Below are 14005 nucleotides of genomic sequence, written 5' to 3' on the forward strand. Positions count from 1 at the left end.
ACGGAGCGATATATGCAGCACAAGCACGAAAGCGGTGCATCCAGGCCGGCACCCCTGTGGAAGCGCATGACCTGGCTGGTCCTGATCTGGTCGGCAAGTGTGCTTGCCCTTGGAATCGTTGCCTGGCTGTTGCGACAGGCGATGACTGCAGCGGGTCTTACCGTCCCTTGAGCCCGGGCATGCGGCGATGTGGCGCGTTGTGCTGGTTGAGCGCCTGGGCTATTTGTTAGTCATTCAGTGCGAAGCAGGTCACGTTTCGGTCATACAGGCCTGCTAGTTTCACTGGCATGGACTTTGAAAGGCAGAATCAGGCAGACACGACAAGGGTGGCTTTATGGACGACTATCAAGACGAAATTCTCGAGTGGCACGCATCAGAGCTGGACGGTCCAGAGCCGGCTGACGACGCCTTCGAGCTCTGATCAGTCAGCCCGCCGCTGTTCGCGCCGGTAGTCCCCCGGCGTCTGTCCACTCCAGCGCTTGAATGCGCGCTGAAAGGCTTCCGCGGAAGAAAACCCGAGCAGCCAGGCAATCTCTCCGAACGCCGATTCGGTATCTCGGATATAGGCCATGGCAAGGTCGCGGCGGGTGTCGTTGAGGATGGCACGATAGCTGGTGCCTTCTTCTTCCAGTTTTCGACGCAGGGTCCATGGCGGCAATTGCAGTCGTGCCGCGATCTGCTGCAGATCAGGCTCCTGACCCTTCAGCATTGGCCCTAGCAGTTGGGCCACGCGCTCGCGAACTGTGCGTGTGCGGGTGCGCATTTCCAGTTCCGCGTCGCAGAGTTCCAGCAGCTGCCTCCAGGTGCCTGGGCAGTGCTCTGGATTGCGCAGCGCCAGCGTCGCATGATCCAGGCGCAGTTGATTATGCTCGGCGCCGAACTCGACAGTCTTCGCAAAAAGCGTTTCGTAGCGGGCGGCATAGTCGGGAGAGTCGAATTCGATATGCACCGCAACCGGTGTTACAGGCTGTCCGGCAATTGCACCAAGTTGCGTGACCCAGCTGGCCAGCACTGTGTCGACGACGAACCGGTTGTAGCTGTTGTAGGGGCTGATGGAATAGAACCTGAGCCAGGCACCTGATGGATCCTCGTGAAATTCCGACGCGCCCCGGTAATTTGTCGCATACAGGGGCTCGTAGCGAATCAGGGTTCGTGCGGCTTCGCGAAGGGTTGGTGCCTGCGCCGAGGTCACGCCCACCAGCCCGAGGTGGCCTGCCTTGCGTAGCCGGCCCATCTCGAGACCAAGGGCCGGGTCGCTGGCAAGCTGCATCGCGGCATGGCCCAGCCGCATGTAGCGGGGGATCGACAGTCGCGCTCGCGGCTCCGATAGGCGCGCCTGGTCGAGCCCATAGGCATCCAGTAATGGTTGCGGGTCGATCTGCTTTTCCTGTAGGGCACTGCTGAGGCTGTGGACGAAGCCAACCGAAAGATCGCCGAGCCGGACCCGCTGCCGATTCATGGTTGCTCCGGCAGCCAGATATTGTGCAATCGCACCGGCTCACCGTGCAGGTGCCGAGTAGGGCGGCGCGGCGAGCCGACGAGATTCCAGGGTAGCCCGAGGGTGCGTACATCCATGCGGGCCACGGACCCTTCGATCGACTGCTTCGCACCGCAGCTTTCTTCCGGCTCGTCGCGTGCCCCTGGCACAGCCAGCAGTTCCGCTCTGGCTGATGGCTGGCGTGTATAGGCATCGCAGCCAATCAGCACGGCTAGCAGGCCCGCAGGAGTATGCAGAACCGATTCGCCACGTTGTTCCGGCGCTTCGCTGTAGCGTCGTTCGTAACGGCTCAGTGCGTGCTTGTATTGCAATGGCCCCAAGGCGCTGCCGTCCGTCGTAAAGCTCAGGCTGACCTGCCGGAGCGGTCCCGTACCGCTACGCAGTCGGCCATCGTCCAGATAGGGTTCTGGCAGAACGATCGAGCCGGCCACCAATGTCACGCCGTATGTTTTCGCCAGTTCTCCAAAGATCCGCTGATAGTCGTCGGCCATCTGCTGCGCTTTGATTTTCAGCACCGCTTCGGTGCGCCGATCATCCCCCTCGTTATCGAACAGCGCATGCAGGTATTCCCACGGGTTGCTCAGCGCAGTCCACTGCATGGCGTCACGCAGGGTACGGGCCTGCTGGACTTCAGGTTTCTCGCCCACGGCGAACAGGCCCGTGCCGACATGCTCGGGCAGCACGACAATGGTGTAAGGGTTCAGCAAGCCGGCGTCACGCGCCTGGTCCAGATAGGTGGCAAATTTCAGTCGCAGACGCTCGGGGCTCTGGTAATCGGCAGGCATGAGCCGGGTCTCGATCCCGAGCAGGTTGCCTGCGCTTCCCAATTGGCCCTGGGTCTCGATCGGAAGTGTTCGCAGATCGGACAGCAACGGGCCACTGTGACGATCCTGAGTCCAGTCGAGATAGAGGGTCAATGCCGCGCCGGCGAGCAGGGCACTGCCGAACAGCTTGCTGAATGTGTGCATGGGCGGAACGCTGACCGTCGGTGCACAAAAGGGTATGCGTGTGCTCGATCCTTGCCAAGCGTTTTGCGCGATAGAGTCAGTTACTTGTTATTTACGGTCATTGAGAGGCTGGCCCGGGCTGTTTATCGTCATGCCCACTTGATCGCGGCCGCAGAGCCGTGACGATATCCGTAGCTTGTCTGGCACCAAGCGGTGCCGCCTGATCGAGGAATAACCATGACCGCCTTCCCGCACCTGCTGGCTCCCCTGGACCTGGGCTTTACCACGTTGCGCAACCGCACGCTCATGGGGTCGATGCATACCGGCCTGGAAGAAATGCCCAACGGGTTCGAGCGTATGGCAGCCTTCTTCGCAGAACGGGCTCGGGGTGGCGTGGGGCTCATCGTGACCGGTGGGGTCGGGCCGAACGAGGAGGGCTCGGTGCGCGCGGGCGCCGCGAAACTGTCGACTCCCGAGGAAGCCCAAGAGCACCGGGTCGTCACCCAGGCGGTGCATGAAGCGGGCGGCAAGATCTGCATGCAGATCCTCCATGCCGGGCGTTATGCCTACAGCCCACAGTTAGTGGCCCCCAGCGCGATTCAGGCGCCGATCAATCCGTTCACGCCCCGAGAGCTGGATGAAGCCGGCATCGAGAAGCAGATTGGTGACTTCGTCAATTGCGCAAGCCTGGCTCAAGAGGCTGGCTACGACGGCGTCGAAATCATGGGGTCGGAAGGCTACTTCATTAACCAGTTTCTGGTAGCCCACACCAACCACCGCACCGACCGCTGGGGCGGCAGCTACGAAAACCGTATGCGTCTGCCAGTTGAAATCGTCCGTCGCGTACGCGAAGCGGTAGGGCCCAGCTTCATCATTATCTATCGCCTGTCGATGCTCGACCTGATGGAGGGTGGCAGCAGCTGGGACGAGGTGCTGACCCTGGCCAAGGCCATCGAAGGGGCGGGGGCCACCTTGATCAACACCGGTATCGGCTGGCATGAGGCGCGTATCCCCACTATCGCCACCAAAGTGCCACGCGCGGCTTTTACCAAGGTAACGGCGAAACTGCGCGGCGAGGTTGGCATTCCGCTGGTCACGACCAACCGCATCAACACGCCGGAAATCGCTGAACAGGTGCTGGCGGAAGGGGATGCGGACATGGTTTCCATGGCGCGCCCCTTTCTTGCTGATCCCGATTTCGTCAACAAGGCCGCAGCGGATCGCAGCGACACCATCAATACCTGTATCGGCTGTAACCAGGCCTGCCTGGATCACACCTTCAGCGGCAAACTGACCACCTGCCTGGTCAATCCGCGTGCGTGCTACGAGACCGAGCTGAATTACATCCCGACCGCCACGGTTAAGAAGATTGCCGTGGTGGGGGCGGGGCCTGCCGGTCTGGCGGCTGCCACCGTAGCGGCGGAGCGCGGCCATCAGGTGACGCTATTCGAGTCTTCGAACGAGATTGGCGGCCAGTTCAATATCGCGAAACGCGTGCCGGGCAAGGAAGAGTTCCACGAGACGCTGCGCTACTTCAACAGCAAGCTGCAGAGCACCGGCGTCGAGGTACGCCTGAACACCCGCGTCAATGCTGCTGATTTGCTGGCCGGAGGTTTCGACGAGATCATCCTTGCAACGGGAATTGCGCCACGTACGCCCGATATTCCGGGTATCGATCATCCGATGGTCATCAGCTATGTCGATGCGATCCTGCAGCGAAAGCCTGTCGGACAGCGCGTGGCGGTGATTGGCGCTGGCGGGATCGGCTTCGATGTCTCCGAATTCATCACTCATGAAGGTCCTTCGACCAGCCTCGATCGGAAGGCTTTCTGGCGGGAGTGGGGGATCGATCTTGCCCTCGAAGCGCGTGGTGGCGTCGCCGGAGTCAAGCCCGAACCGCACGCCCCGGCGCGCCAGGTCTATCTGTTGCAGCGCAAGAAGTCCAAGGTGGGCAATGGCCTGGGCAAGACCACCGGCTGGATCCATCGGACCGGTCTGAAGAACCGGCAAGTACAGATGATGAGCGCGGTCGAGTATCTCAAGGTCGATGACCAGGGCTTGCATGTCCGCGTAGCCGAAGGCGAGCCGCAGGTTCTAGCCGTAGACACCGTGATTGTCTGCGCCGGGCAGGATCCGTTGCGCGAGTTGCAGGCCGAGCTCGAGGCCGCCGGTCGCCAGGTCCACTTGATCGGCGGAGCGGATGTTGCCGCCGAGCTTGATGCCAAACGCGCCATTAACCAGGGCTCTCGGCTCGCTGCTGCAGTCTGATCCGGGCAACCCTCGATCTCGTGCGGCGCCTGACGGGGCGGTACAGATCGGGGGTCGACAAACAAGTGCGCAGCCATGCTGCTCTGGCGAACTGGACTGGTGTAAGACCTTGAAGTCTCGCTGAGCGAGTCGCAAGGCGTCGGTGAGATCATGAAGCGGTGCAGGGAGGCCGTCAGCCTGCCGCCTTGAGCAGCTGACCGGCGTTATCCGACCTGTTCACAGTTTGCCGGTTGTGTTTGAGTGGCCAGACTTGGCGCCGAAGTCGCTGCCAACCCAGTCACATTGCGGGTTTCGCTTTTTCCCATACACTCCGCGCCAACCATGGGCTGGCGCCATCCAGAGGCTACCTGGATGATTCGCTGGTCGTTCAGCTGTCGAGGAAGCCGAGCATGCAGATCAAACCGCAGACGGTCGAAGCCGTTCTGTTTTTCAATGATGGCGGCGTCTGCAAGGAAATGCTCTATCCAGAATTCGAGGCCATGCTTGATGGCGTGGTGAACATGCCCGAGTTCGCTGACCAGCAAATGCGCGTCGCCTACGTACTGGTCAACGCCCGGCTGCAGATCCGCGCCGCAGTGTTCTTCTACCTTGACTTCAACGAGGATGGTTCGGCCGACAGCGGCTGGAACATTCCACTGCGAAACCTTGCCGAACGCACCGGCCGTGGACCGGATCTGGGAGCTGGACCGATTCGTCTGGCCTGCCGCAGCCAGTGTCCGGTGTCCTGGTACCAAATGCACCTGTGGGACCCGCAGTTGACGCAGGGCAATAACCACTTCGTCATGCTGCGTGACCGCATAAAGCGCAATCAGCTGGGCCTGCTGGTCGAGGACGAAGCACCGCAAGCCGTGCCGGCCGAGCGATTGCAGATGGTGGCCGAAGAGACCTGGTACGCGTCCGATGCGCCCGGGCACGCGGCCGAGCGTCGCTCCGAACAGCTGGAGCGGGAGCAGCGACTCAAGGCTGCACAACTGATCAAACAGCAACGTCTACGTATCGCCAGCCTCGAGCAGTTGCGCGAAGCCGATGTCGCCAAGCTGCGCGAACTGACCGGCCAGCAACAGGCCAAGCTACAGGCCGAAATCAGCCGCTTGCGGGGCGCGCTGCACGAGCAGGAGCAACTGGCAGTCGACCTTCGCGCTCAGCTCGAACGACAAACTGAAGCCTTCCAGAAGGCCCGAGAAGAGATGAGCAGGCAGTTGCGTGCCCTTGAGCAAAACAGCCGCGACGAGGCCGAAGCGGCGCGGGACCGCTTCAACAGTGAACTGCACCTGCAGCTTGCCGCTGCGGTAGCCGAGTACAAGGAGCAGGTGGCCATACGTGACGTTGAGCTGGCTTACCGTAACGAGCTGGATGCGCAGCTGCAGGAAGAGATCGAGGCACTGCAGAAGCAGTGCGGTGTGCTCTCGGAAAATAGCGGTGATCGCGTACTCCAATCGCTTTCGCGCCTTGGCGTGGTATTCATGGCCTACCACCCCGGCGCGGGCCACCTGACCATTCCGCTTCAGGACCTGGCCCGTTATCAGCAGAACCCCCTTGCATATGCGGCTGCCAAGTGCGCGGTTTCGGAGGAGCAGTATGGTCAATGGGTCCAGCATTACCAGCAGCCGACCTGCGTCGCGACGCTATCCAGCGGTGAGCGCTGCAACATGCCATTGGACAAGGTGGATTCGCCTGTTCGTTTCGTGATCGGCGAATCCAATTGTTGCGCCAGGCACCGCTCGCAAGATCGGTTGCGGACCGGTAGCTAGAAGGGTTCAGGTCATCGAGCCCTTTGCCCCCAACCTCACCAAAGCGCCGCTTCACGCGCTGGACCTGCCCTGGCTGCGAAAGGCCCAGGTGCAAGTAGCGGTGTTGCGTCTGGACCTGGTCGACCCTGAACTGTCGGGTAACAAATGGTTCAAGCTCCATCATCATCTGGTCGCCGCTCAGGCCTGCGGCGCGTCTGGGCTCATCAGTCTTGGTGGGCCACATTCCAATCACCTCCATGCCCTGGCGGCGGCCGCCAGGCGTTACGGCCTGGCCAGCGTTGGGCTGTTGCGCGGGCACCCGCAGCAGACGGCAACCGTTGAGGATTTGCAGCGCCTTGGCATGCAGCTGCACTGGCTTGGCTATGGAGGCTATCGTGAGCGCCACTGCGCGGGTTTCTTTGATCGGTGGCGCGCACGTTTTCCCGGTTACTACAGCGTGCCCGAAGGTGGCGGCGGGTTAGCCGGCGCGCTGGGTTGCGCCCCGCTGGTGCAGCATGTGCAAACTGGCCTGGCCGCTATCGGCTGGAAGGATTACCAGGGCTGGTGGCTCGCTGCCGGTACGGGCACTACCCTGGCCGGGTTGGTTATCGGCGAAGCGCTGCAGGATGGAAAGACGGTCTACGGAGCGCTGGCAGGTCCGCCTTCGCACGGCGTTGCAGAGGAGGTAAGTCGGCTGCTGCGAGAAGCCGAGACAGCTGATTCCGGGTATCAGCTGAATGATGCCAGCCGTGGCGGTTTCGGTCGTTTCGATGAGGCCCTGGCGCGCTTTCTACAGGAAACCGAAGCTGTCTCAGGTTTGCCTCTGGAGCCTGTTTATACAGCCAAAGCGATGATGTCGTTGCGCTTGCATGTTCAGGATGGATATTTTCCGGCGGGTACGCGCCTCGTCTTTGTGCATACGGGCGGGTTGCAAGGCCGCAGAGCTGCCCAGGCGCAGCTGGACGAGCTGTTGCGCTGAACGTCGGCTATGAATCCGCGAAGAACAAGCTGCTGTCGTCGATTGTTACGTCGTGCCGCTCCGGAGGCCGCATCGAGCGCAGCAGCTGATCCTGAGTCACGCTAGCAGGTCGGCAATCAACCAACCGGCGATACCACCGGCCAGCACCACCAGCCAGGGCGGCAGTTTCCACACCATCAGCGCTGCGAGGGCGATCAGCGCCAATGCGAAATCGGCCGGGCTTGAGACGGCGCTGGTCCAGACAGGATCGTACAAGGCTGCCAGCAACAGGCCGACCACTGCCGCATTGACACCGCCCAGCGCAGCCTGCATCCGCCGGTTGGCACGGAGTTCGTTCCAGAACGGCATGGCGGCGAAAACCAGCAGAAATGACGGAAGGAAGACGCCAATCAGGCAGGTAGCAGCGTTGACCAGACTTCCGTTACCCTCGCTGATCGAGGCGCCAAGAAAAGCGGAAAACGTGAACAGCGGGCCGGGAACGGCCTGCGCGGCACCGTAGCCGGCCAGAAAGGTGTCGTTGCTGACCCAGCCGTTCGGGACCACCTCCGCCTGCAGCAGCGGCAGCACCACATGACCGCCGCCGAACACCAGAGCGCCTGCTCGATAGAAACTGTCGAGCAGCGCCAGCCCCTGGCTGGAAAAGGTCGCGGCCAGCACAGGCAGCATAACCAGCAATGCAAGGAACAGAATCAGTGACAGCACGCCCGTCACGCGCCCTGCACGCGCCGGAAACGGTGCAAGCCTTGACGCGTCATCCATGCGAAACAGCAGTAGGCCAGCCAGCCCTCCAGCTGCGATGACGAGCACTTGGGTCCAGCTGGTTGAAAAAAGCAGCACCACGCAGGCAGCCAGCAGCATGATGCTGATCCTCGTGCTGTCAGTGCAGAGGTTGCGCGCCATGCCCCAGACGGCTTGCGCCACCACGGCAACTGCGACGATCTTCAGGCCCCGGAGAATGCCGTCCGGCAGACCGTCGCCCCAGTGATTGATGCCTAGTGCGAACAACACCAGGGCAATGGCGGAAGGCAGGGTAAAGCCGCTCCAGGCGGCCAGCGATCCCCGGTAGCCGCCGCGGAGCAAACCAATGGCGATTCCGACCTGGCTGCTCGCCGGGCCCGGTAGAAACTGACAGAGGGCTACCAGATCCGCATATCCTTGCTCGTCAAGCCAGCGCCGACGATGCACGAACTCTTCCCGAAAGTAGCCTAGATGAGCCACCGGCCCGCCAAAAGAGGTCAGCCCCAGGCGCAGAAAGACCAGGAAAATCGACTTGATACTCGACCCGTCCGAGCCGCTTGGATGAGCATTATCAGAGAGCATCGAGGGTTACCCTTGGCTGCAGAATTCGGTCAGCAATGCTGCAGCCCAGTGTGCGGGAGGCACATGACATTTTCACGAGGGCAGGCTCAGCCTCGATCACAGGCTCGGCCAGCCATCTGGCACCAGAAACAGGCGTTCCTGCTCCAGCCAGTTGCCATTGGCGTCGGGCTCGAGGCGAACCAGCAGTTTCGCTTGACGCTGGCCTGCTACTTCGTCCAGCCATTTGTCGAACTCGGCGCCAGACCAGATCGCTTCGTGCCGCAAGCGTGCCGGTGCCAGCCAGGCGGGGCGAGGCAAGGGCTGCCAGTGCCGGTACTGGTCGTGACCGGGCGGCCCAGGCCAGTCGTGATGGCGTAGCCAGTAGCCCTCAAGATGCCGCGGATTGGCGCCCGCAGGTGGCTCGCAGCCGTGCGGCATCGGCTGGAACAGGTAGCCGCCGAGCCAGAGCGCACTGGTTATCTCGCAGCAGGTCAGTTCGCTCAGCAGTTCCTGTGCCGCTGGCGTTGATGGCAGCGCGAGTTGATGCTCGCAGAGTCGCTGGAGCTTGATGTCAAGCCGGTCATGGCTGCCGGGGCCGAGCCAGCGGTCGTGCGCTGAGCTGTCATCGCCCAGCCCGAGGTAGAACTTGACGGCCAGTTCAAGATGGTGGACACCTTCTTCATCCCGCAGCAGCAGATCGAGTTCGCCCAGCGTCTGGCCGCCTTGGCGAACGGGCAGGTTGGCCACGAGCAGGTCAATATCCGGGGCCTGGCCCAAGGCGAACTGCCAAAGGCGTTCGTAATACAGGCCAAGCCGCCTGATGCTGCGCTGTGCAAGCCAGGCTTCGAGTATCGCCGGTTGCACATCGAGCAGGCGAAGCCAGGCGGCGAGTTCGTCTGGTCGCGCGCCCCAGCGGCTGGCTGTCAGCGGGTGACGTTGTGGCGCAGGTGCGTCACTCAAAAGAGGCGGCGACAAGAGTGTCCAGGCAAGATCCCGCACGTGTGGGTGCGACAGGTTCGCGAGCAGGTCGGTAAGGTCGGGGAGATTCATGCAAGCAGCATAGCCGAGGTTGGTTTGCTGCCACTTCCCGCTTTCGCCCATAATCCTGCGGCGGCACTACCGCAGTAGCGCCGAGTCGACCAAAGCGTTGAACTCGTGCGTCCCTGCGCGACACCAAACTAGTGCCTGTTACGCTTCGGCCGGTCTTTGTTTATCCAACTCGCACCCGCCTGCCATCCGTTACGCCTACAGGGAGCTTCAATGGATCAGTTCCGCAATATCGGCATCATAGGCCGCCTGGGCAGCTCCCAAGTGCTGGACACCATTCGCCGGTTGAAGAGGTTTCTCGTGGAGCGCCACTTGCACGTGATCCTGGAGGAAAACATCGCCGAGGTGCTGCCTGGTCATGGTATGCAGACCTCTTCGCGACAGCGCCTGGGCGACTCCTGCGACCTGGTGATCGTCGTCGGCGGTGACGGAAGTTTGCTGGGCGCCGCACGGGCGCTGGCCAAGCATCGGGTTCCGGTCCTGGGCATCAACCGTGGCAGCCTCGGCTTTTTGACCGATATTCGCCCGGATGAGCTGGAAGAGAAGGTCGCCGAGGTGCTCAGCGGCCAGTACACCCTGGAGAACCGCTTCCTGCTAGAGGCCCAGGTGAGGCGCTTCGAGGAGTCCATCGGCGAAGGCGATGCGCTCAACGACGTGGTGCTGCATCCCGGCAAGTCGACCCGGATGATCGAATTCGAGCTGTACATCGATGGTCAGTTCGTCTGCAGTCAGAAGGCCGACGGGCTGATCATAGCCACCCCGACAGGCTCTACTGCCTACGCACTGTCCGCTGGCGGGCCGATCATGCATCCACGTCTGGATGCCATCGTGGTTGTTCCGATGTATCCGCACACCTTGTCCAGCCGGCCGATCGTGGTGGATGGCAACAGCGAGCTGAAAATCGTTGTCTCACCGAACATGCAGATCTATCCGCAGGTTTCGTGTGACGGCCAGAACCATTTCACCTGCGCGCCGGGAGACACCGTCACGGTGCGCAAGAAGCCGCAAAAACTGCACCTGATTCATCCGCTGGACCACAACTACTACGAGGTCTGCCGTACCAAGCTTGGCTGGGGCAGCCGCCTCGGTGGAGGGGAATAGTGCTTGTCGACCCGGAGCGCAGCTACGACCTCATCGGGGACGTGCATGGTTGCGCCCATACCCTGACGCGTCTGCTCGACCAGCTCGGCTACAGCCAGCATGGAGATGTATGGCGCCACCCGCGTCGGCAGGTCATTTTTCTTGGCGACATCATCGATCGCGGTCCGCGGATTCGCGAGGCGCTGCACCTGGTTCAGGCGATGGTCGAAGCAGGGCAGGCCCATTGCATCATGGGTAATCACGAGTTCAACGCCCTGGGTTGGCATACCCCGGCACCACCGGAAAGCGGCAAGACCTTCGTACGCGATCACACGCCACGCTACGCCATGCTGCTGCAGCACACCTTCGAGCAGTTCGAGCCGTATCCCGAGGAATGGCAGGCTTTCCAGCAATGGTTCATGACGTTGCCGCTGTACCTGGAAAACGAGCGCTTTCGCGTCGTGCATGCCTGCTGGGATAACGCTGTGATCAACCAGCTACGCGAGCGGTTGGTCGATGGGTGCGTTGATCCTCAGTTCCTGCGCGACGCCGCCTTCGGTGAGGGATTCGCCGCCAAGGCGCTGGATCGCCTCCTTAGGGGCACCGACATGCCGCTGCCTGAAGGGCTGACGCTGACCAGTGCCGAGGGCTTCACCCGCAGTTTTTTCCGGACCAAGTTCTGGGAAGAAAATCCGCAGACCTATGGCGATATCGTCTTCCAGCCCGACGGCCTGCCTGAAAAGGCAGCGCGGGTGCCGCTCAGCGAAAGCCAGAAGAGTCAGTTGTTTCTCTACGGTCCGGATGACCCCTTGCTGTTCGTTGGACATTACTGGCGTAGCGGCACGCCGGCGCCGATCCGGCCAAACCTCGCCTGTCTCGATTACAGCGCAGTGAAGTACGGCAAGCTTGTTGCCTACCGACTTGATCAGGAAACCAGACTCGACCCGGCGAAGTTCGTCTGGGTGGATGTGGAGCGATAGATGGGAAGTGTCGAGGCGCTGCGTCTGCCCCTATCTGAGGACCTGAGTGGATTCATCGCTCTGCTGAGGCGGCTGCAGGTTCCTTGCCGGGTTTCCGAAGAGGCCGGCGAGCAGGTCCTGCGGGTGCCGGCGGAGACCGCCGAGCAGGTCAGAGAGCTTTATCAGCGTTATCCCCGGGGCGACGGCGCCGTGGTTGCCGAGCAGCCTGGGCGACGCGGCGGCGGGTTTGTCGCCAGCCTGCGTCGCAGCCCGGTGACCGCGGCGGTCTTGCTGCTGACGATGATCGCGGCCGCGATCACCATGCTCGGCGAGAACTTCGAGACCATCCGCTGGCTGAGCTTCACCGATTTTCGTATCGACGGCGAATACGCCTATTTCGCCACGCTCGAGCAGAGCCTTGCCGCAGGGCAGTGGTGGCGGCTGGTGACGCCGATGTTCGTGCACTTCGGTTTTCTGCACCTGGCCATGAACTCGATGTGGTACTGGGAGCTCGGACGACGTATCGAATACCGGCAGGGCGCGCTGATGTTACTCGGGCTGACACTGATGTTCGGCGTCGTTTCCAATGTGGCGCAATACACCTACGGTGGCCCAGGAATTTTCGGGGGGCTTTCCGGCGTGTTGTATGGGCTGCTTGGACATTGCTGGCTGTTCCAAAAACTATCTCCCGACGAGGCGTACCGACTGCCGCCCGGAGTCGTGGTGCTCATGCTGGCCTGGCTGGTGATCTGCCTGACCGGTGTGATCGAAGTGGTGAGTTTTGGCGCCCTGGCGATTGCCAACGCGGCGCATGTCGGCGGGCTGGTTGCAGGTTGCATCACGGGCATCGTCGGCGGGTTTCTTGCGCGTCGAAACTAGGGACGTTGAGCTTCCGGCTTCCAGCTTCATTTCCGCTAGAATGCGCACTTGATTCCCTGGGAGCCGGCCATGTCGTCCTTTATCGAAGCTATCGAAAACATCACCCCCGAAATCTACGAAAATCTGAAAACCGCCGTCGAGCTGGGCAAGTGGAGCGACGGTCGCAAGCTGACGCCCGAGCAGAAGGAAACCTGCCTCGGCGCGATGATCGCCTGGGAGATGAAGAATCTGCCGGAAGAGCAGCGCACTGGCTATATGGGCGGGCAGGAGTGCGCCTCCAAGAGCAAGAAAGAGGCGCCGATCGACACCAGCCTGTTTTCTCCCGCTTCGGGAACGCGTCACTGATGCTTGAGCTGGGACGCGGCGCGCTGAGCAAAATGTCGATTCAGCTGGGCGAGCAGGCACAGTATTCATTCCGTCTGAACGACCAGCTGGTACCGGTCAATCCCCTGATCGGCAAGACGCTGCGGCTGGAATACCTCGGCGCCATCAACTGCACGCATTGCGGACGCAAGACCAACAAGAGCTTCAGCCAGGGCTATTGCTACCCCTGCTTCAAGAAACTGCCACAATGCGACGTCTGCATCATGAGCCCTGAGAAGTGCCATCACGATTTCGGCACCTGCCGTGATCCGCAGTGGGGCATGGATTTCTGCATGACCGACCACGTGGTGTACCTGGCCAACTCGTCAGGCATCAAGGTGGGCATCACCCGTGCGACGCAGCTGCCGACGCGCTGGCTCGATCAGGGCGCCAGTCAGGCGCTGCCGATCATGCGCGTTGCGACTCGCCAGCAGTCCGGCATGGTCGAAGACCTGCTGCGCAGCCAGGTCGCGGACCGCACCAACTGGCGCGCGCTGCTCAAGGGCGATGCCGATCCCATCGATCTGATCGCTATGCGCGAGCAGATTTTCGATGCCTGCGCCGAGGGGCTGCGCGAGCTGCAGCAGCGCTATGGATTGCAGGCGATCCAGCCGATGGTAGATGCCGAAGTACTTGAGATCCGCTATCCGGTCGAGGCCTATCCAACCAAGGTCGTCAGTCTGGACCTGGAGAAGACCCCGGTCGTAGAAGGCACCCTGCGCGGCATCAAGGGTCAATATCTGATACTCGATACGGGCGTCATCAACATTCGCAAGTTCACGGCCTATCAGGTCGCGGCCAGCGCTGCTGCGTAGGGTGGATAACGCTTCGCTTATCCACCGATAAATGCTGGTTACCAACACCAGGCTCAGGGATGCACGGCCTGGAACAATCGCGTGGAAAGGGCTGCGCCGTTTTCCACGCTACAAGTCAGCTGCGACAGACGCTAAGCTCGA

13 protein-coding genes are annotated in these 14005 nt (G+C 61.7%); 9 read left to right on the forward strand and 4 right to left on the reverse strand.

The annotated features are described in order from the left end of the window. Positions 1 to 12 precede the first annotated feature (12 nt). A complete protein-coding gene (locus tag AC4LFW_RS05440; protein ID WP_491818182.1) occupies positions 13 to 171 on the forward strand; it encodes a DUF2474 domain-containing protein in 159 nt (52 codons plus the stop codon). A 250-nt stretch (positions 172 to 421) separates the two neighbouring features. Here AC4LFW_RS05440 and AC4LFW_RS05445 read toward each other — a convergent pair whose 3' ends face one another. Together AC4LFW_RS05445 and AC4LFW_RS05450 are read right to left on the reverse strand one after the other, a co-directional pair. Further along, a complete protein-coding gene (locus AC4LFW_RS05445; protein ID WP_491818183.1) occupies positions 422 to 1459 on the reverse strand; it encodes an AraC family transcriptional regulator in 1038 nt (345 codons plus the stop codon). Next, entirely contained in the window at positions 1456 to 2466 is a 1011-nt protein-coding gene (locus AC4LFW_RS05450; RefSeq protein ID WP_491818184.1) for a carbon-nitrogen hydrolase family protein, read from the reverse strand. The genes AC4LFW_RS05445 and AC4LFW_RS05450 overlap by 4 nt, the downstream gene beginning before the upstream one ends. 216 nt (positions 2467 to 2682) lie before the next feature. Here AC4LFW_RS05450 and AC4LFW_RS05455 point away from each other — a divergent pair, with 216 nt between their 5' ends. The 3 genes from AC4LFW_RS05455 (at position 2683) to AC4LFW_RS05465 (ending at position 7422) form a co-directional block, all read left to right on the forward strand. After that, positions 2683 to 4713 (forward strand): oxidoreductase, encoded by a 2031-nt coding sequence (locus AC4LFW_RS05455; RefSeq protein WP_491818185.1) that lies wholly within the window; start codon positions 2683 to 2685, stop codon positions 4711 to 4713. A 389-nt stretch (positions 4714 to 5102) separates the two neighbouring features. Beyond that, complete coding sequence (locus AC4LFW_RS05460) at positions 5103 to 6464, forward strand: chromosome partitioning protein ParA (RefSeq protein WP_491818186.1); 1362 nt, start codon at positions 5103 to 5105, stop codon at positions 6462 to 6464. Between the two features lie 13 nt (positions 6465 to 6477). Next, the gene (locus AC4LFW_RS05465) at positions 6478 to 7422 is read left to right on the forward strand and encodes a 1-aminocyclopropane-1-carboxylate deaminase/D-cysteine desulfhydrase (protein ID WP_491820137.1); all 945 of its coding nucleotides are present in this window, start codon (positions 6478 to 6480) and stop codon (positions 7420 to 7422) included. 96 nt (positions 7423 to 7518) lie between these two features. Here the strand turns inward: AC4LFW_RS05465 and chrA are convergent, their stop codons facing one another. After that, positions 7519 to 8742, reverse strand: a complete 1224-nt coding sequence (chrA, locus tag AC4LFW_RS05470) for a chromate efflux transporter (RefSeq protein ID WP_491818187.1) — start codon at positions 8740 to 8742, stop codon at positions 7519 to 7521. Between the two features lie 96 nt (positions 8743 to 8838). Continuing rightward, a complete protein-coding gene (locus AC4LFW_RS05475; protein ID WP_491818188.1) occupies positions 8839 to 9771 on the reverse strand; it encodes a DUF1853 family protein in 933 nt (310 codons plus the stop codon). Positions 9772 to 9981: 210 nt separating this feature from the next. Between AC4LFW_RS05475 and AC4LFW_RS05480 the strand changes: the two genes are divergently transcribed. The 5 genes from AC4LFW_RS05480 to AC4LFW_RS05500 all read left to right on the forward strand — a co-directional run bounded on the left by AC4LFW_RS05480 (position 9982) and on the right by AC4LFW_RS05500 (position 13864). Then, a complete protein-coding gene (locus AC4LFW_RS05480) occupies positions 9982 to 10869 on the forward strand; it encodes an NAD(+) kinase (RefSeq protein WP_045426155.1) in 888 nt (295 codons plus the stop codon). Next, on the forward strand, positions 10869 to 11828 hold the full coding sequence (locus AC4LFW_RS05485) for a metallophosphoesterase (protein ID WP_491818189.1): 960 nt from the start codon (positions 10869 to 10871) through the stop codon (positions 11826 to 11828). The genes AC4LFW_RS05480 and AC4LFW_RS05485 overlap by 1 nt, the downstream gene beginning before the upstream one ends. Beyond that, positions 11829 to 12686, forward strand: coding sequence for a rhomboid family intramembrane serine protease (locus AC4LFW_RS05490; RefSeq protein ID WP_491818190.1), 858 nt, complete (start codon positions 11829 to 11831; stop codon positions 12684 to 12686). 69 nt (positions 12687 to 12755) lie between these two features. Then, positions 12756 to 13031 (forward strand): YeaC family protein, encoded by a 276-nt coding sequence (locus tag AC4LFW_RS05495; RefSeq protein ID WP_491818191.1) that lies wholly within the window; start codon positions 12756 to 12758, stop codon positions 13029 to 13031. Then, the gene (locus tag AC4LFW_RS05500) at positions 13031 to 13864 is read left to right on the forward strand and encodes a DUF2797 domain-containing protein (RefSeq protein ID WP_491818192.1); all 834 of its coding nucleotides are present in this window, start codon (positions 13031 to 13033) and stop codon (positions 13862 to 13864) included. The genes AC4LFW_RS05495 and AC4LFW_RS05500 overlap by 1 nt, the downstream gene beginning before the upstream one ends. The last annotated feature ends 141 nt before the right edge of the window (positions 13865 to 14005 follow it).

This window comes from Stutzerimonas sp. C6.4V, from assembly GCF_058536345.1.